Origin of the sequence: Escherichia sp. TW09308 (assembly GCF_000208565.1) — a bacterium.
GTDB lineage: Bacteria > Pseudomonadota > Gammaproteobacteria > Enterobacterales > Enterobacteriaceae > Escherichia > Escherichia marmotae.
The window spans coordinates 142,661-161,486 of sequence record NZ_AEME01000001.1 but is presented as its reverse complement, the minus strand read 5'-3'; the positions used below and the strand labels follow the sequence as shown (position 1 = coordinate 161,486).

Genomic DNA, 18,826 nt, shown 5'->3' with positions numbered 1-18,826 from the left:
TTGATATCAAACATGATCTTTATCGATATATATGTAAATATATAGCGGTTTTGATTGTCAGGATATTACTCATGCCACTAACCAGACGGATGTTTACGCAGGCTCTTGCATCCACCCTGCTCCTGTATCATTTGCCGTCCTTTGCACAACCCGTTAAATTCTGGGCCTCACCGATGCTCCCCGACGCAAAAAGATTACGCGCACAGTCAGCGCTGGTGCGCCTGCGGATCTGCTTTTGCTGGCTGTCGCTCCGGAAAAACTGGTCGGTTTTTCTTCCTTTGACTTTGCCCGCGAAGCGGCTATTCCATTACCCCCGGCGATTCGCCATTTACCTAAACTTGGGCGGCTTGCCGGGCGCGCCAGTTCGCTCTCGATGGAAGGGCTGATGGCATTGCAGCCCGATCTGGTCGTTGATTGCGGCAATACAGATGACACCTGGATCTCCCAGGCCCGGCAGGTTAGCGAGCAGACACAAATCCCCTGGTTATTGCTTAACGGGAAACTGGAGCAATCCGCAGAACAGTTAACAACACTGGGCAAAACGTTAGGCGAAGAAAACCGCGCCGCAGAACAAGCCAGTCTCGCCAACCGTTTCGTTCGTGAAGCTCAGGCGTTCGCCGCCTCGCCCGCTGCCAACATTCGCTTTTATGCCGCGCGTGGTGCCCGGGGGCTGGAAACAGGTTTACAAGGTTCGTTGCATACTGAGGCGGCAGAATTATTAGGTCTGCACAATGTTGCACAAATTGCCGATCGTCATGGGCTGGCGCAAGTATCCATGGAAAACCTGCTGCGCTGGCAGCCGGATATTATTCTGGTTCAGGATCCCGTCACTGCTGACTTTATCCGTAACGACACGCTCTGGCAGGGGGTAAAAGCTGTCGCGGAACGACGCATCTTATTTTTAACTGGTTTGCCCTTTGGCTGGCTGGATGCCCCACCAGGAATCAATCGCCTTTTGGGGTTACGCCGATTGCATGCCTGGCTCGATCCCGTAGTCAACAGCCAGTTTAAAGATGATATGCAGCGTTACGCCCAACTGTTCTGGCATTGCACATTAAGTGACGCCGACTATCAAAAAATGGTGGTGAGCTAATGAGAACAGTGAACGGGTTTATTTTGCTTTTGCTGCTGGCAGCCATCAGCATCACTTTTGCTGCCGTAAGTGGGGCTTATCATCTCGATATGCAGCAGTTGCTGGCGCTCATTCTTCGTCAAGAAGATGTCCCAGTGCAGGAACACATTGTCTTCTGGCAAATCCGCGTACCGCGCATTCTTGCTGCGCTGTTACTGGGCGCTGCGCTGGCGGGGGCGGGAACCACCTATCAGGGTATGTTCCGTAATCCCTTAGTTTCACCAGATATTCTGGGTGTCTCCGCGGGTGCCGGACTCGGAGCCTGCGCGGCAATCCTGTGGGGATTATCGATTGTTTACATCCAACTGTACGCGTTTTGCGGCGGACTGTTGGTCGTCGCGGGTGTCTGGTTGATTACACGCCGGGTTACCCGCCACGATCCGGTCTTAACTCTGGTACTGGTCGGTATTGCGCTGGGTACGCTATGCGGAGCCGGAATTTCGCTAATAAAAACTCTGGCCGATCCCTACACCCAGTTACCTTCAATAACCTTCTGGTTGCTGGGAGGGCTGTCCACCGTAACCTTGCGTGATCTTTACTACGCTGCGCCGATCATTCTAATTGGCTCCCTGCCCCTGTTTTTCCTCCGCTGGCGCATGAATTTACTCACACTTTCCGACGATGAAGCCAGCTCGCTGGGGCTGAATGTTGCGCGCCTGAGGTTAGGGTTGATTATCTGCGCCACGCTAATCACCGCCAGCACAGTGGCAATAGCAGGAATTATTGGTTGGATCGGCCTCGTCGTCCCACATATTGCCCGCTTGTTGACTGGTCACAACCATCAGCAACTATTGCCTGTGGCGATGTCTACAGGTGCCATTCTGCTTCTGCTCACCGACACACTGGCGCGAAGCATTGGGACAACAGAAATCCCGCTCGGCATTCTGACCGCTTTTGTTGGTGCACCATTTTTTCTGCTGTTGTTGTTACGCGGAGGTCGCCAGTGACTTTGCTTGCCGTCCGTCATGCTTCTCTGGGTTACTCCCGCCATCCGGTGCTACACGACGTTTCCTTCAACCTGTCTCAGGGATCAATTTGTTGCCTGCTGGGAGCCAATGGCTGCGGTAAAACTACGCTGATGCGCACCATTCTTGGCGTGATTCCATTGTCAGGTGGCGAGATTTTGCTGGATGGCGTACCTGTTCAGAAACTTAGCCATCACCAGCGCGCGCAAGCTATTGCCTGGGTGCCGCAAGCGCACGACGGTGTTTTTGCTTTCAGTGTACTGGACATGGTGTTAATGGGACTGACTCCAATAATGGGGACGTTTTCCGTCCCCGGTAAGCAAGAACGCCTGAAAGCCACAGAGCAACTGGAAAAGCTGGGTATTTCGCATCTGGCGACAAGGCGCTGGAATACCCTTAGCGGCGGTGAACGCCAGATGGCATTAATCGCCCGCGCCCTGCTTCAGCAACCACGCTTGTTGTTACTGGATGAACCTGCCTCCAGCCTCGATTTTGGTCATCAGATCCAACTGCTGGACACCCTGGCGCAGCTAAAAAATAACGGAATGACGATGCTGATGTCGACCCATCATCCGCTACATGCTAACGCCATTGCCGACAGCGTTATCCGGGTTGAGCCAGATGGACGCGTAACACAAGGCTTACCGGCTGAACAACTGACAATGGACAAACTGGCAGCCCTGTATCGGGTTTCCGCCGCCCAGATTCATCATCACCTCTCTGCCATTAAACGCTAAGGAACAATCATGCTCATTGATGATATTGATTTTGCAGACCTTTATCTTCAGCAATTAAAGCTGGCTCACCGAACAGAAAAAACGCCAGATCACTGGGATCAACGGGCGGAAAAAATGGCCGAGAATTGCGCCTCGCCAACGGACAGCTATCTGCAACAACTGATCGCTAAAATTGACCTGCAGGGCGCAAATTCCTTATTCGATATGGGCTGTGGACCGGGCACTGTGTCACTGGCACTGGCTGATAAAGTCACTACCGTTTATGGCGTTGATTACAGTCAGGGGATGCTGAACGTTGCCGCCCGTCGCGCCGCCGCGATGAAGGCCGACAATGTCCACTGGATCCAACGCGCCTGGGAAGAGGACTGGAGTGACCTGCCACGCTGCGATATTGCCGTGGCTTCCCGATCCACGCTGGTGGCTGACATGCGCCAGGCGATGACCAAACTGAATAATCAGGCACGGTTACGCGTCTATACCACCCATCTTGTCAGTACCTCGTTCGTCTCCCCTGCCATCCAGCGGGCGGCAGGTCGGGAAGTGATCGAATTACCCAACTATATCTTTGCACTTAACGTGCTGTATCAGATGGGAATTTATGCGCACGTTGATTTTATCCGTGGGCAAAATTGCCAACAGGATAACAGTACCTGGGAACGTTTTGAGCAGAACGTCAGTTGGAGTCTCGGCACGCTTAACGACGATGAACGCGAACGGTTATATCGCTGGTATCAACAACAGGATGCTCGCGCCCTCGCCCCTGCCAGCCGCGACTGGGCACTCATCTGGTGGGACAGCGTGCCACAGGAGGCACTGCGATGATTTTCATTTCTCAGGCACAAATCGATGCGTTACTTCTGGAGGATATCCAGGGAGGTGACCTGACCACACGTGCATTAGGCATCGGTGAACAGCCTGGTGTTATTGATTTTTTTCACCGCCAGGGCGGCTGCGTCAGTGGCGTGGCGGTGGCTTGCAAGATGTTAACCACGCTGGGATTAACCATCGATGATGCTGTCAGCGACGGTTCACTAGCGAACCCGGGTCAGCGTCTAATCCGGGCACATGGCAATGCCGCAGCACTTCATCAGGGGTGGAAAGCAGTCCAGAACGTGCTGGAGTGGAGTTGCGGCGTGTCTGATTATCTCGCTCAAATGTTGATGCTGCTTCGCGAACGTTATTCCGATGGCAATATTGCCTGCACCAGAAAAGCGATCCCCGGCACCCGTTTACTGGCAGCGCAGGCAATTCTGGCCGCAGGGGGATTGATTCACCGTGCCGGATGTGCGGAGACCATATTATTGTTTGCCAACCACCGTCATTTTCTTGCCGACAAGCAGGACTGGTCGGGCGCAATCGCTCAGTTACGTCGCCACGCACCGGAGAAGAAAATCGTTGTTGAAGCCGATACGCCTGAAGAGGCAATTGCCGCGTTACGCGCGCAACCAGACGTACTTCAGCTCGACAAATTTAGTCCGCAGCAGGCAACGGAAATTGCGCAAAAAGCACCGTCACTGGCTCCTCACTGCACGCTGGCTCTGACGGGTGGAATTAATCTGACAACTCTCAAAAATTACCTCGATTGTGGCATCCGACTGTTTATTACCTCCGCGCCTTATTACGCGGCACCGGCTGATATCAAAGTCAGTCTGAAACCCAAAGCCTCTTTTTAATTCTTTATTAAACGGAATTTATTTTATGAGATTCAAAAAACATTATCTCTGCACAGCATTATCAATTGCACTTGCCCAGCAGGCCGTAGCAGCTCAAGAGAGCGATACACTGACTGTATGGTCCAGCCCTGTATCATCGACGACGACCACCATTCTCGATCAACCCACCATAAAGGAGTTGGATAAACAAAATGTTGCTCAGGCATTAAGTGTCGTTCCCGGCGTGGTGCTGCAAAAATCAGGCAGCCGCAACGAAGAACAGGTCAAAGTTCGTGGTTTTGATAGCCGTCAGGTGCCGGTCTATTTCGACGGCGTCCCCATTTATGTTCCCTATGATGGTAACCTCGATCTGGCGCGGATTTTAACCAACAATCTGGGCGCGGTCGAAGTTTCCAAAGGGTATTCCTCACTGCTACAGGGACCTAATCAGATGGGGGGTTCCATAAACATCACCACTCAGAAACCGACCAAACCGCTGGAAGCGAGTCTGGGATATCGTCAGGGATGGAGCCGTAGTCAGGACAACGCCTACGATATGCACGCTTCATTTGCCGCCAGCAGCGATCTGGGATACTTGCAAGTCAGCGGCAGCCAGCTAAAACAGGATTTTCTCGGCCTGCCACACGGTGTTAATAATGATATTGCAGGCAAGCACGGCAAGATGATTAACTCATCTGCCGATGACAAACGCGGCATTGTGAAGCTCGGTTTTACACCGCGTGAAAACGATGAATACACGCTGACTTACATTAAGCAGGATGGCGAAAAAGACAACCCGCCATACAGCGGAAACAGTGGCCAAAAGTCACGCTACTGGCAGTGGCCGGAGTATGACAAAGAAAGTTTTTACTATCAGGGAACCACACAGCTAAACGACCGTTTTACCCTGAAAAGCCGGCTGTATCGCGACACCTTTGAAAATACGCTCATGATGTACAACTCGCTGGCCGATCTGAAAAGTAAAAACGGTAGCTATAGTCACTATTCCGATTACAGCGATGGTGCCGGATTACAACTGGCGGCCGATGTACGTGAAAACGATCTGCTGTCGTTTGCCGTTAACTGGAAGGATGACGTACACCGGGAAAAAGGTGCACCTCACGCCGCTTACGATCGCTATGAAGATCGTACCTGGTCGCTCGCCAGTGAATATCAATGGGCTGCTGCTGATAATTTGGATGTTGTGGCCGGGATCAGCTATGACTGGCGTGATAGCGTAGAAGCGAAAAAACACGAAAAAGATGGCAGCATCACCCATTATGACGACAACAATCAGTCAGCTTTTAACTGGCAGGTGATGGGGAAATACCACTTTGCCAATGAAGACACGCTGGCGCTTTCATACTATGACCGCACGCGCTTCCCGACACTGAAAGAACGCTATACCACGTCCAAACCGGCGTATAACCAGATAGCCATTGTTAATCCACAACTTAAGCCAGAACGCGCTCGCGGAGTGGATTTAACCTGGAATGGCGCTTTCACCCGCGCCTGGGGATTTGAAGTCAGCGTTTACTATAACCGGGTAAGTGACGCCATCCTTTCACACAATATCGATGCCGATACCATTCAAAACCAGAACAGCGGCACGGTAGATTACAGTGGCCTGGATGCCGGTATTAAGGGGAAAATCAGCAATGTACTGGATGTAGGATTGAGCTACGCTCTGATTCATGCCGATGCCAAACGCAAAGATATCGGCAAGATAACCGATCTGCCGACACAGACAATGACTGCATGGATGACACTCAAACCGTGGGAGCCGTTAAGCGTAACGCTGTCGGAAGAGGCGCGTTCTTCCAGTTACAGCAACAGCGACGGTTCACAAAAAGCCGCCGGTTTTGCGGTGACCCACATTCGTGCCGATTACGCCTTAGGTCATGGCTTCAGCGTCAATGCGTCCGTCAATAACCTGTTTGATACGAAATATGCCTACAGCGAAGGGTTTATTGAAGAAGGGCGTAATTTCTGGGCAGGTGTGGAGTATACGTTCTGATTTGAAAGCGGATAGCGGCGTCAGCACCGCTATCCGCCTTATGAAAATCTTATTCTCTTCGCAGAAGGCGAAATACCCCCAGAACCAGGATAGCGCCGACCACCGCCACCAGGAAGCTGTGCAAATTAAAACCGCTGATGGAACCGCCAATGCCAAACATGGTCGCCAGCCAGCCGCCGACAACCGCACCGACTATCCCGAGAATACAGGTCAGGAAAAATCCACCACCATCACGCCCTGGCATGATCAGCTTGGCGATAATGCCGGCTATCAGGCCAAAAATAATCCAGGCAATAATTCCCATGTTCAGGCCCTCGTTTCGATGAATCGGACGCAGAAAATGTTTACGTCAACGCTCTAAGTATAGGCAAGGGCTGGATCGATGCTGGCGTCTGTCGGTTGATTTAAGAACAACGTGTAAAAAATATTCACGCATTTGTATTAAGTTTTGTTAATCACTACCGATAAACCAAAGACAGTTTGTCGGTCAGGAGTTTTTCCGCGTGAGTCATTACCATGAGCAGTTCCTGAAACAAAATCCGTTAGCAGTCCTGGGCATTTTACGCGATTTGCACAAAGCCGCTGTTCCCTTGCGTATCAGTTGGTCAGGCGGTCAGTTGATCAGCAAAATACTGGCAATAAGCCCTGATAAACTGGTGCTGGATCACGGCAGTCAACCAGAAGACAATAATGCAGCGCTTAAAGCGCAGCACATTACTATTACCGCCGAAACTCAGGGGGCGAAAGTCGAGTTTACTGTTGAACAATTACAGCAAAGTGAGTATTTGCAGCTTCCTGCGTTCATCACCACACTCCCTCCCGCCTTATGGTTTGTACAACGACGCCGATATTTTCGCATCTCCGCCCCACTTCATCCGCCTTATTATTGCCAGACCAAACTGGCAGATAACAGTACGTTACGTTTTCGCCTGTATGATTTATCGTTAGGTGGCATGGGCGCATTGCTGGAAACGGAAAAACCAGCCGGATTGCACGAAGGCATGCGCTTCGCACAGATTGAGGTCAACATGGGACAATGGGGAGTTTTTCACTTTGACGCCCAGTTACTGGCTATCAGCGAACGCAAATTGATTGATGGCAAAAATGAAACCATCTCCACTCCCCGTCTGAGCTTTCGTTTTCTTAACGTCGGCCCGACGGTGGAGCGGCAATTACAGCGAATTATTTTCTCACTCGAACGGGAAGCCCGGGAGAAAGCAGACAAAATACGCGACTGAGTTACATCGCATCCAGTGCCTGCTCGAGTTTGTAGATATAGCGCGGTGCCTGCGGTGCGGGGTGATTTTTCGCTACATGCTCGAGGAACTCGTCAGCGTCCAGATCGTTGATTTTACTGATCGCCTTTTTCCGATCTGATGAGAAAGTCCGTAACAGCGCGCCAGCTCCGTTGGCGTATGACACCACCAGTGCATATTGCAGTACCTTCGGATCTTCAATTCCTGCCAGCGGGCCGGTTTCCAGAATATTCAGGTAAGCCGCCCCCATTGAGATATTGCGCTCCGGGTTTTTCAGTTCGCTGGTTGTCGGTTCGCCACTCCACCCCATGCGGCGGTAAACATCACGTCCGGACGTTGAGGCTTTCAACTGCATCAGACCAATCGCATTCGACTTACTGACCGCGTTTGGGTTACCGCCCGATTCAATAGCGATAATCGCCGTGATCAATTGTGGATCGACACCCCAGGCCGCACCGGCCTTCTGGCTTATTGGCATCCACTTCATTGCACGTTGTACCGGAACTTTCGCGTTCCACGGCGGGTTCGTGTAGTCATGCTTAGATGAACAACCCGCTAATAACACAATCAAAAAGGCAAACCATCTCAATTTCACTTCATCTATCCTTATAGCCTGGAATCGCCGTTGAGGTGACAACAGCACACCTAAGCGGCATGATATACAATTCGTTTCTGTTGTCAGCAAGGAATTGCCATGTCTCAGTTTCACTTAATCGCCCCGTCGGGTTACTGCATTAATCAGCACGCCGCGCAGCGCGGTATTCAACGCCTGACGGATGCAGGTCATCAGGTCAATAACGTAGAGGTCATTGCCCGACGCTGTGAGCGTTTTGCTGGTACGGAAACGGAGCGACTGGAGGATATCAATGCCCTTGCCAGGCTGACGTCACCCAACACTATCGTACTGGCAGTACGCGGCGGTTACGGTGCCAGTCGCTTACTGGCAGACATTGACTGGCAGGCACTGGTAACTCGCCAACAACATGATCCGTTGCTCATCTGCGGGCATAGCGATTTTACGGCCATTCAGTGCGCTCTTCTGGCGCAAGGCAATGTCATCACCTTTAGCGGACCGATGCTGGTGGCGAATTTTGGCGCGGATGAGTTGAACGCCTTTACCGAGCACCATTTCTGGCTGGCGTTACGTAATGAAACGTTCGCCATTGAATGGCAAGGGGAAGGCCCGGCGTGTCAGAGCGAAGGCACGTTGTGGGGAGGCAACCTCGCGATGTTGATTTCGCTGATTGGTACGCCCTGGATGCCGCAAATCGAGAACGGCATTCTGGTGCTGGAGGATATCAACGAGCATCCTTTCCGCGTCGAGCGCATGTTGTTACAGCTTTATCACGCAGGTATTTTACATCGTCAGAGCGCGATCATTCTCGGTAGTTTCAGTGGCAGCGCGCCAAATGATTATGACGCGGGTTACAACCTGGAGTCAGTTTACGCGTTCTTGCGCTCTCGTCTGTCGATCCCACTCATCACCGGCCTCGATTTTGGTCATGAACAACGCACGGTTACACTGCCGTTGGGCGCACATGCCATACTCAATAACGATAAAAGAGGCACACGGATGACAATAAGCGGTCATCCTGTTCTGAAAGCGTAAAAAAATCACGCTTCAGGGCCAAGTAAAACGCTGTTTCTGCCGTGAATATGGTAGGGTTTATAGTACGAGACAGCGTAATCAGGAGTAACCGACCGTTGGATGCCGCAACAATCATTAGCCTTTTCATCTTAGGCTCCATCCTTGTCACCAGTAGTATTTTACTTAGTTCATTTTCTTCCCGCCTTGGCATTCCGATTCTGGTTATTTTCCTGGCGATTGGCATGTTGGCGGGCGTCGATGGCGTCGGCGGCATTCCGTTTGATAATTATCCTTTTGCCTACATGGTAAGTAATCTGGCGCTGGCAATTATTTTGCTCGACGGCGGGATGCGAACCCAGGCCAGCTCATTTCGCGTTGCATTAGGTCCGGCGCTTTCACTGGCGACAGTCGGCGTGCTTATCACCTCCGGTTTAACCGGCATGATGGCGGCGTGGTTGTTTAATCTTGATTTGATTGAAGGCTTATTAATCGGTGCCATTGTCGGCTCCACCGACGCCGCAGCGGTCTTTTCTCTGCTTGGCGGCAAGGGACTTAACGAACGTGTTGGCTCAACGCTGGAGATAGAATCCGGCAGCAATGATCCGATGGCCGTCTTTCTGACGATTACCTTGATTGCGATGATCCAGCATCATGAAAGCACTATTAGCTGGATGTTCGTTGTCGATATTCTGCAGCAATTTGGGCTGGGAATTGTGATCGGTCTTGGCGGTGGTTATTTACTGCTGCAAATGATTAACCGCATTGCTCTGCCTGCGGGCTTGTATCCATTGCTGGCATTAAGCGGCGGTATCCTGATTTTCTCTTTAACCACGGCGCTGGAAGGCAGCGGTATTCTGGCAGTTTATCTGTGCGGTTTTCTGCTGGGTAATCGCCCGATTCGCAACCGCTACGGCATTCTGCAAAATTTCGACGGCCTCGCCTGGCTGGCACAAATCGCCATGTTCCTCGTGCTCGGCCTGTTGGTTAATCCGAGCGACCTGCTGCCTATTGCCATTCCGGCGCTCATATTGTCCGCATGGATGATTTTCTTCGCCCGTCCCCTGTCGGTATTTGCCGGATTATTACCGTTCCGCGGCTTCAATCTGCGCGAACGGGTGTTTATCAGTTGGGTGGGATTACGCGGCGCGGTGCCGATCATTCTGGCAGTATTCCCGATGATGGCGGGGCTGGAAAATGCGCGCTTGTTCTTTAACGTCGCCTTCTTCGTGGTGCTGGTTTCACTGCTATTACAGGGAACATCACTCTCGTGGGCAGCGAAAAAAGCCAAAGTCGTGGTTCCGCCCGTCGGACGTCCTGTATCACGCGTTGGCCTGGATATTCACCCGGAAAACCCGTGGGAGCAGTTTGTTTATCAGTTAAGTGCCGATAAATGGTGCGTGGGTGCGGCACTGCGCGATCTGCATATGCCAAAAGAGACGCGTATTGCGGCACTGTTTCGTGATAACCAGTTGCTTCATCCCACCGGCAGCACCCGACTGCGCGAAGGCGATGTGCTGTGTGTAATTGGTCGGGAGCGCGATCTTCCGGCGCTCGGTAAACTGTTCAGCCAGTCGCCGCCAGTCGCGCTGGATCAACGCTTCTTTGGTGACTTCATTCTCGAAGCCAGCGCCAAATATGCTGATGTGGCGCTGATATATGGTCTGGAAGACGGCCGGGAATATCGCGATAAACAGCAAACACTGGGTGAAATTGTTCAGCAGTTGTTAGGCGCGGCACCGGTTGTCGGTGACCAGGTGGAGTTTGCCGGGATGATCTGGACGGTGGCTGAGAAAGAAGATAATGCCGTGTTGAAGATCGGCGTTCGGGTGGCAGAGGACGAAGCCGAATCTAAAATTTGATGTAGTTTGTATCGCCGGATGCGACGCTGTGCGTCTTATCCGGCTAACAGCAAGTTACACCGTCACAACTGGCACGCGTAACGCCAGCGCGCACATCAACTCATAGCCTACCGTTCCGGCAGCGGCGGCGACATCATCAATTTTGATCTCCTTGCCCCACAGCTCAACCGGCGTACCAATTCCCGCCTGCGGGCAAGGCGTCAAATCAACCGCCAGCATATCCATCGAGACTGTCCCTATCGTCATGGTGCGTACTCCGTCCACTAAAACAGGTGTACCGGTTGGCGCATGACGCGGATAACCATCGGCGTATCCGGCGGCGACAATGCCAATTCGCTGCTCATCGCGCGCGGTATAGTGACCGCCATAGCCCACACGATCTCCTGCTTTTAGTGTCTGGATACCAATAATCTCGCTGCTTAATGTCATTACCGGACGTAATCCAGTATTGGCAATATCCCGCCACTGACCGGACGGCGAAGCACCATACAAAATAATGCCTGGTCGAACCCAGTCAAAATGCGCTTCCGGATGCCACAGGGTTGCCGCCGAGTTAGACAACGAACGCCGACACTCCAGTCCTTCTGCTGCTCGCTCAATACGCGCCATCGCCGTAGAAATCCCATCAGGATGCTCCGCATCGGCAAAATGCGACATCAGCGTCATTTCGCCAACATTCGCCATCGCCCGCAATTGCTGCCAGACGGTAAGCATGCGCTCAGGCATGAAGCCCAGCCGATTCATCCCGCTGTTCACTTTAAGATAAATATCCAGCGGTGCCTTTAGTCGCGCGTTTTGCAACGCTTTGAGCTGCCAGTTGCTGTGTACACAGGTGGTCAGCCGGTACTGGTCATAAATTTCCAGATCCTGAGCATGGAAAAATCCCTCCAGCATCAGGATCGGCCCTTTCCAGCCGCGCTCACGTAACGTTATCGCCTCTTCCAGATTAAGTAATGCAAAGCCATCGGTGGCCCCGAGCGCGCTCCAGATACGCTCGACACCGTGACCATACGCGTTGGCTTTTACCACCGACCAGACACGCGCATGCGGCGCGGCCTGGCGAACAATGGTCAGATTCTGCTTTAATGCCTGCAGATCGAGGCTGGCCTGTATCGGTCTGGTCATCTCGCGTCCTTAGCTGTGCGCGCCATGTAAATGACCCGGGCGCGATGGCGTAAATCCACGGCTGTAGCGCGCCACGCTTAAATCCTCATACGGAATAGCGGGCGTGCGACCAGAGAGCAGATCGCTTAACAACTGACCAGAACCGCAAGCCATCGTCCAGCCGAGCGTGCCGTGACCGGTATTCAGCCACAAATTTTTAAAGCGTGTACGCCCCACAACCGGCGTGCCATCTGGCGTCATCGGGCGTAGCCCCGTCCAGAACGTGGCCTGCTCAACATGACCGCCGCGCGGATAGAGATCGCGAACCACCATCTCCAGCGTTTCACGGCGCGGCTGTAGCAGTTCAGTATTAAAGCCAACAATTTCCGCCATTCCGCCGACACGGATGCGATTATCGAAACGTGTAATGGCAATTTTGTAGGTTTCATCGAGAATAGTGGACACCGGCGCACCATCTTCTTGTGCAATAGGAATGGTCAGCGAGTAACCTTTCAGCGGGTAGACCGGAATATCAACAATGCCTTTGAGCATCGCTGTCGAGTAAGAACCAAATGCCATCACATACGCATCGGCCTTAATCACTTCATCACCACACTTCACGCCATAGATCTGCTCACCGTCGCAAAGCAGTTGATCGACTGGCGTATTAAAGCGGAATTTAACCCCCGCCTGTTCCGCCATTCGCGCTAAATTCTGGGTAAAGAGCTGGCAATCGCCGGTTTCGTCATTGGGCAGTTGCAGGCCACCGGTGAGTTTGTGTGCCACTTCGGCCAGCGCTGGCTCCACTTCCGCCAGACGGCTGGATCCCAGTAGTTTGTACGGCACACCAGCATCTTCCAGAACGGCAATATCGCGAGTCGCGTTTTCATATTGTTGTTCGGTACGGAACAGTTGCAGCGTCCCGCCCTGCCGCCCTTCATACTGGATGTTAGTCTCAGCACGTAATGTTTTCAGGCAATCACGGCTGTATTCCGCCAGGCGCACCATCCGTCCTTTGTTTTCCATGTAGTGGCTGGTGTCGCAGTTACGTAACATTTGCCACATCCATTTCAACTGAAATTGCGTACCGTCGAGACGAACCGCCAGCGGTGCATGGCGCTGAAACATCCATTTAATCGCCTTCAACGGCACACCTGGCGCCGCCCACGGTGCCGCATAACCAGGCGAGATTTGCCCGGCATTTGCTGCGCTGGTTTCCAGGGCTGCTCCCGGTTCCCGATCAATAACGGTGACCTCATGTCCTGCCTGATTTAAATACCAGGCGCTGGCAACGCCTACCACACCACTTCCCAGTATGACAACTCGCATAGCCACTCCGATAACGGTAGATACAGTAAAAGAACAATAATCTAATTACATCTTGATAACCTAGATGAAAATATTATTCAACATATGGCTTTTTTATGGTGAGCTGGCTCACATCTCCCTGACGCTGTGGGAATATGCCGTCTTTGGTGTCTCCTGCTGAAGGTGCTTTTTATCCAGCAGAAAATTCCGTTCAGAGGCTGATTATTGGCACTACGATAATAAGAAATCGCAAAGAAAAAAATTCTCCGGCGACGCGGTTTTTAACGGGTGTTCTATGCTTGAAATGAGGTCCTCCACACAGAGAGTACCGACAACAATGAGGTGCGCGTATGGCGACGATCGATTCTATGAATAAGGACACCACACGTTTGAGCGATGGACCCGACTGGACGTTCGAGCTGCTGGATATTTATCTGGCAGAGATAGACCGGGTGGCGAAACTCTATCGGCTGGATACCTACCCGCACCAGATTGAAGTGATCACCTCAGAACAGATGATGGATGCCTACTCCAGCGTCGGTATGCCGATTAACTATCCGCACTGGTCATTTGGTAAGAAGTTTATCGAAACTGAGCGCCTGTATAAGCATGGCCAACAAGGGCTGGCCTATGAAATTGTCATAAACTCTAACCCGTGTATCGCTTACCTGATGGAAGAGAACACCATTACCATGCAGGCGCTGGTGATGGCGCATGCCTGTTACGGCCATAACTCTTTCTTCAAAAACAATTATTTATTCCGTAGCTGGACCGATGCCAGTTCGATTGTCGATTACCTGATTTTCGCCCGCAAATACATTACCGAGTGCGAAGAACGTTATGGCGTTGATGAGGTAGAAAAGCTGCTGGACTCGTGCCATGCGCTGATGAACTACGGAGTGGATCGTTACAAACGCCCGCAAAAAATCTCGCTGCAAGAGGAGAAAGCCCGGCAGAAAAGCCGCGAAGAGTATCTGCAAAGTCAGGTCAATATGCTCTGGCGTACCCTGCCGAAACGCGAAGAAGAGAAAACCGTTGCCGAAGCGCGCCGCTATCCTTCCGAACCACAAGAAAACCTGCTCTATTTTATGGAGAAAAATGCCCCACTGCTGGAATCATGGCAGCGTGAAATCCTGCGCATTGTGCGTAAGGTGAGCCAGTATTTTTATCCGCAAAAACAGACTCAGGTGATGAACGAAGGCTGGGCCACCTTCTGGCACTACACCATCCTTAACCATCTGTACGATGAAGGGAAAGTGACCGAACGCTTTATGCTGGAGTTCTTGCATAGTCACACCAATGTGGTCTTCCAGCCACCGTATAACAGCCCGTGGTACAGCGGCATTAACCCGTATGCCCTCGGATTCGCCATGTTCCAGGATATTAAGCGGATTTGTCAGTCACCAACGGAAGAAGACAAATACTGGTTCCCGGATATCGCCGGTTCTGACTGGCTGGAAACGCTGCATTTCGCGATGCGTGATTTCAAAGATGAGAGCTTTATCAGTCAATTCCTGTCACCGAAGGTAATGCGTGATTTCCGCTTCTTCACCGTGCTGGATGATGATCGGCATAATTATCTGGAAATTTCTGCCATTCATAATGAGGAAGGTTATCGGGAGATCCGTAACCGATTATCGTCGCAATATAACTTAAGCAATCTGGAGCCGAATATTCAGATCTGGAACGTGGATTTGCGCGGCGACCGTTCGCTGATTCTACGCTACATTCCGCATAACCGCGCTCCGCTGGATCGGGGACGTAAAGAGGTGCTGAAACATGTGCATCGTTTGTGGGGATTTGATGTGACGCTGGAGCAGCAAAACGAAGATGGCAGCGTCGAGTTGCTGGAACGTTGCCCGCCAAGAATGGGAAATCTGTAAAAAGTCCTCCTCATTTGAGGAGGACTCATTTTTGCCTGATGGGGCGTACAAAGTATCGAAAATTCAATATATTGCAAGAACAACGTAGGCCTGATAAGCATAGCGCATCAGGCAATTACGCGTTTGTCATCAGTCTGGATGGATTATCGCCCCTGAATGGCTAAATCACCTGGCAAGTTCTTCTGCATCCGGTGCCAAATCTCGCCACTCTCATGCCCATAGCGACGCACCGTTTCGTAAACCTGATCGTGCGCGCCTTCACTGCACAATGCCGACAGCTTGTGGTAGAAACCCAGCGCCAGACTGCGCGCTTCCGGATTAGCAAAATAGTGACGACCAATGCGCGTGTACAACCCTTTCATCCCGTTAATGATCAGGCCGTAAATCGGGTTGCCAGAGGCAAACGCCAGACCGCGGAAAATGTTGTAATCCAGATCAGCAAAAGCATCGGCGTGATCGGCCACTTCATTGGCGGTTGCCAGCACTTCCTGCGCTTTATCAGGGTGCTGACGAAACGCGGTGCGAATAAAAATAGTTGAAATATTGGTACGCACTGACAGCAAATTATCAATAAGTTGCGGCACACTTTCGTGGTCGAGTCGCGCCAGTGTTTCAAGGATATTTAAACCGGAGGTTTCCCAGAAATTATTCACCTTCGTTGGCTTGCCATGTTGAATAGTCAACCAGCCATCTCGTGCCAGTCGCTGCAACACTTCACGTAACGTCGTACGCGTTACGCCAATTAATTCTGAAAGTTCACGTTCTGCGGGCAAAATAGTCCCGGGTGGGAAGCGGTTATTCCAGATACTTTCAATAATGTACTCTTCCGCGAAACCTGCCGGGCTTTGCGCCTTAATGACCATAGTGAGATTTCCATAACACAGCAAAACAAAGTTGGACTCATCATACCAGAGGGCTAACTACGCTGATAGCAGACAAAAAGAAGAAAAAAGGGATCAGGGCTTCATTTTCCGCATCTCTTTCCGCTTGACTATCAAGACTTGCCTCACTCCTGCCTGGCCGTTAAGCTTTGCGTTCTAACATAAAAACATCATTTATTATTTGTAAGGTAAGGGAAACCATCATGGAGATCTCCTGGGGCCGCGCGTTATGGCGCAATTTTTTGGGCCAGTCACCTGACTGGTACAAACTTGCCCTCATTATTTTCTTAATTGTTAACCCGTTAATTTTCCTCATCAGCCCTTTTGTTGCTGGCTGGCTGTTGGTAGCGGAATTTATTTTCACCCTGGCGATGGCGCTCAAATGCTATCCGCTACTGCCTGGCGGCCTGTTGGCTATCGAAGCGGTATTCATAGGCATGACCAGCGCGGAGCACGTCCGTGAAGAGGTGGCGGCGAATCTTGAAGTCTTGCTGCTACTGATGTTTATGGTGGCGGGTATCTATTTTATGAAACAGCTATTGCTGTTCATCTTTACCCGCTTGCTGTTAAGCATTCGCTCCAAGATGCTGTTATCGCTCTCTTTTTGTGTGGCGGCTGCGTTTCTCTCCGCGTTCCTGGATGCCTTAACCGTAGTGGCCGTGGTGATCAGCGTTGCGGTGGGTTTTTATGGTATTTATCACCGAGTGGCTTCTTCCCGTGCCGAAGATACCGATCTGCAAGACGACAGCCATATCGACAAGCATTACAAAGTGGTGCTGGAGCAGTTCCGTGGTTTTCTGCGTAGCCTGATGATGCACGCGGGTGTCGGTACTGCATTAGGCGGTGTGATGACCATGGTCGGTGAACCGCAAAACCTGATTATTGCGAAAGCTGCTGGCTGGCATTTTGGCGATTTCTTCCTGCGCATGTCACCGGTAACCGTCCCGGTTCTGATTTGTGGTTTGTTAACCTGCCTGTTAGTGGAGAAAATGCGTTGGTTTGGCTACGGTGAAACGCTGCCGGAGAAAGTCCGCGAAGTGCTGCAGCAGTTTGACGATCAAAGCCGTAACCAGCGTACACGTCAGGATAAAATTCGCCTGATTGTCCAGGCGATTATCGGCGTCTGGCTGGTCACCGCGCTGGCGTTGCATCTGGCGGAAGTCGGCCTGATTGGTTTGTCTGTCATTATTCTGACTACATCACTGACCGGTGTCACTGATGAACATGCTATCGGCAAAGCCTTCACCGAATCTCTGCCATTCACTGCACTGTTGACGGTCTTTTTCTCGGTAGTTGCGGTGATTATCGACCAACAACTGTTCTCCCCAATTATCCAGTTTGTATTGCAGTCATCAGAACACGCCCAGCTATCGCTGTTCTATATCTTCAACGGTTTGCTGTCTTCCATTTCGGATAACGTCTTTGTGGGAACGATTTATATCAACGAAGCCAAAGCAGCAATGGAGAGCGGCGCTATCAGTATGAAGCAATATGAACTGCTGGCCGTCGCCATTAACACCGGGACCAACCTGCCATCCGTCGCCACGCCGAACGGACAAGCTGCGTTCTTGTTCCTGTTAACCTCCGCTCTCGCGCCATTGATACGTCTTTCTTATGGCCGCATGGTATGGATGGCTCTGCCCTACACCCTCGTACTGACCCTCGTCGGGCTACTCTGCGTAGAGTTTACTCTTGCCCCTGTAACTGAATGGTTTATGCAAATGGGGTGGATAGCAACGCTTTGATAACAACTTACCGGGCATATTCATGCCCGGTTTGCCTTTCCGCCCGATAATTGTTCAATTACATCCTATTTTTACTCCCTCCTGGTGGCGCAACGAATGAATTGGTTTAAACTGCGCATTCGATGCATATTGCAGGGAAATTATTATGTTGCGATTTTTGAACCAATGTTCACAGGGGCGGGGTGCGTGGTTGTTAATGGCGCTTACCGCTCTGGCACTGGAACTGACGGCGCTGTGGTTCCAGCATGTGATGTTATTGAAACCTTGCGTGCTCTGTATTTATGAACGCTGCGCGTTATTCGGTGTTCTGGGTGCCGCGTTGATTGGCGCTATCGCCCCGAAAACGCCGCTGCGTTATGTGGCGATGATTATCTGGTTGTATAGCGCGTTTCGTGGTGTGCAGTTAACTTACGAACACACCATGCTCCAGCTCTATCCTTCGCCGTTTATGACCTGTGATTTCATGGTTCGCTTCCCAGACTGGCTGCCGCTGGATAAATGGGTGCCACAAGTGTTTGTCGCCTCTGGTGATTGCGCTGAGCGTCAGTGGGAGTTTTTAGGTCTGGATATGCCGCAGTGGTTGCTCGGTATTTTTGTTGCTTACCTGATTGTCGCAGTGCTGGTGGTGATTTCCCAGCCATTTAAAGCGAAAAAACGTGACCTGTTTGGTCGCTAATCAATCAGGCGCTCCTGCGGGAG

General features: G+C 51.6%; 16 protein-coding genes and 2 pseudogenes. 12 read left to right on the top strand and 6 right to left on the bottom strand.

The window, feature by feature from the left end:
* Window positions 1–71 precede the first annotated feature (71 nt).
* The 6 genes and pseudogenes from ESM_RS0100895 to ESM_RS0100870 all read left to right on the top strand — a co-directional run bounded on the left by ESM_RS0100895 (window position 72) and on the right by ESM_RS0100870 (window position 6,503).
* A pseudogene (locus ESM_RS0100895) lies at window positions 72–1,093 on the top strand (iron ABC transporter substrate-binding protein).
* Complete coding sequence (locus tag ESM_RS0100890) at window positions 1,093–2,079, top strand: FecCD family ABC transporter permease (protein ID WP_001261268.1); 987 nt, start codon at window positions 1,093–1,095, stop codon at window positions 2,077–2,079. The pseudogene ESM_RS0100895 and the gene ESM_RS0100890 overlap by 1 nt, the downstream one beginning before the upstream one ends.
* Window positions 2,076–2,834 (top strand): ABC transporter ATP-binding protein, encoded by a 759-nt coding sequence (locus ESM_RS0100885; RefSeq protein WP_000173307.1) that lies wholly within the window; start codon window positions 2,076–2,078, stop codon window positions 2,832–2,834. Before ESM_RS0100890 ends, ESM_RS0100885 begins: the two co-directional genes overlap by 4 nt.
* A gap of 9 nt (window positions 2,835–2,843) precedes the next feature.
* Window positions 2,844–3,656, top strand: a complete 813-nt coding sequence (locus ESM_RS0100880; protein ID WP_000903986.1) for a class I SAM-dependent methyltransferase — start codon at window positions 2,844–2,846, stop codon at window positions 3,654–3,656.
* The gene (gene modD / locus ESM_RS0100875; protein ID WP_000576285.1) at window positions 3,653–4,507 is read left to right on the top strand and encodes a ModD protein; all 855 of its coding nucleotides are present in this window, start codon (window positions 3,653–3,655) and stop codon (window positions 4,505–4,507) included. The genes ESM_RS0100880 and modD overlap by 4 nt, the downstream gene beginning before the upstream one ends.
* A 25-nt stretch (window positions 4,508–4,532) precedes the next feature.
* Window positions 4,533–6,503 carry a TonB-dependent receptor plug domain-containing protein gene (locus tag ESM_RS0100870; RefSeq protein WP_001211197.1) on the top strand — a complete coding sequence of 657 codons (1,971 nt, stop codon included), beginning with the start codon at window positions 4,533–4,535 and terminating at the stop codon, window positions 6,501–6,503.
* A gap of 49 nt (window positions 6,504–6,552) precedes the next feature.
* On the opposite strand, the gene ESM_RS0100865 is transcribed toward ESM_RS0100870, so the two are convergent.
* On the bottom strand, window positions 6,553–6,807 hold the full coding sequence (locus tag ESM_RS0100865; RefSeq protein WP_000511315.1) for a GlsB/YeaQ/YmgE family stress response membrane protein: 255 nt from the start codon (window positions 6,805–6,807) through the stop codon (window positions 6,553–6,555).
* A 199-nt stretch (window positions 6,808–7,006) separates the two neighbouring features.
* Between ESM_RS0100865 and ycgR the strand changes: the two genes are divergently transcribed.
* Window positions 7,007–7,741 (top strand): flagellar brake protein YcgR, encoded by a 735-nt coding sequence (ycgR, locus tag ESM_RS0100860; protein ID WP_000020127.1) that lies wholly within the window; start codon window positions 7,007–7,009, stop codon window positions 7,739–7,741.
* 1 nt (window position 7,742) lies between these two features.
* Here ycgR and emtA read toward each other — a convergent pair whose 3' ends face one another.
* Window positions 7,743–8,354, bottom strand: a complete 612-nt coding sequence (gene emtA / locus ESM_RS0100855) for a membrane-bound lytic murein transglycosylase EmtA (RefSeq protein WP_001516541.1) — start codon at window positions 8,352–8,354, stop codon at window positions 7,743–7,745.
* A 99-nt stretch (window positions 8,355–8,453) separates the two neighbouring features.
* Between emtA and ldcA the strand changes: the two genes are divergently transcribed.
* A complete protein-coding gene (ldcA, locus tag ESM_RS0100850; protein ID WP_000077266.1) occupies window positions 8,454–9,368 on the top strand; it encodes a muramoyltetrapeptide carboxypeptidase in 915 nt (304 codons plus the stop codon).
* 47 nt (window positions 9,369–9,415) lie between these two features.
* Window positions 9,416–11,134, top strand: a pseudogene (locus ESM_RS0100845) (potassium/proton antiporter); the annotation flags it as partial.
* Here ESM_RS0100845 and ESM_RS1000000129575 read toward each other — a convergent pair.
* Genes ESM_RS1000000129575 through dadA form a run of 3 tightly spaced genes read right to left on the bottom strand, consistent with a single transcriptional unit; the run spans window position 11,072 to window position 13,639 of the window.
* On the bottom strand, window positions 11,072–11,218 hold the full coding sequence (locus ESM_RS1000000129575; protein WP_420870958.1) for a hypothetical protein: 147 nt from the start codon (window positions 11,216–11,218) through the stop codon (window positions 11,072–11,074). The pseudogene ESM_RS0100845 and the gene ESM_RS1000000129575 overlap by 63 nt on opposite strands.
* Before the next feature lie 42 nt (window positions 11,219–11,260).
* Window positions 11,261–12,331, bottom strand: coding sequence for a catabolic alanine racemase DadX (gene dadX / locus ESM_RS0100840; protein WP_000197889.1), 1,071 nt, complete (start codon window positions 12,329–12,331; stop codon window positions 11,261–11,263).
* 9 nt (window positions 12,332–12,340) lie between these two features.
* Complete coding sequence (gene dadA / locus ESM_RS0100835; RefSeq protein WP_001266919.1) at window positions 12,341–13,639, bottom strand: D-amino acid dehydrogenase; 1,299 nt, start codon at window positions 13,637–13,639, stop codon at window positions 12,341–12,343.
* A gap of 329 nt (window positions 13,640–13,968) precedes the next feature.
* Between dadA and ESM_RS0100830 the strand changes: the two genes are divergently transcribed.
* Window positions 13,969–15,501 (top strand): SpoVR family protein, encoded by a 1,533-nt coding sequence (locus ESM_RS0100830; protein WP_000190867.1) that lies wholly within the window; start codon window positions 13,969–13,971, stop codon window positions 15,499–15,501.
* A 143-nt stretch (window positions 15,502–15,644) separates the two neighbouring features.
* On the opposite strand, the gene fadR is transcribed toward ESM_RS0100830, so the two are convergent.
* A complete protein-coding gene (gene fadR, locus ESM_RS0100825; protein ID WP_001516543.1) occupies window positions 15,645–16,364 on the bottom strand; it encodes a fatty acid metabolism transcriptional regulator FadR in 720 nt (239 codons plus the stop codon).
* 221 nt (window positions 16,365–16,585) lie between these two features.
* On the opposite strand from fadR, the gene nhaB reads away from it, so the two are divergent.
* Window positions 16,586–18,127 carry a Na(+)/H(+) antiporter NhaB gene (gene nhaB, locus ESM_RS0100820; RefSeq protein WP_000406379.1) on the top strand — a complete coding sequence of 514 codons (1,542 nt, stop codon included), beginning with the start codon at window positions 16,586–16,588 and terminating at the stop codon, window positions 18,125–18,127.
* Between the two features lie 145 nt (window positions 18,128–18,272).
* Complete coding sequence (gene dsbB / locus ESM_RS0100815) at window positions 18,273–18,803, top strand: disulfide bond formation protein DsbB (protein WP_000943467.1); 531 nt, start codon at window positions 18,273–18,275, stop codon at window positions 18,801–18,803.
* Window positions 18,804–18,826: the final 23 nt, after the last annotated feature.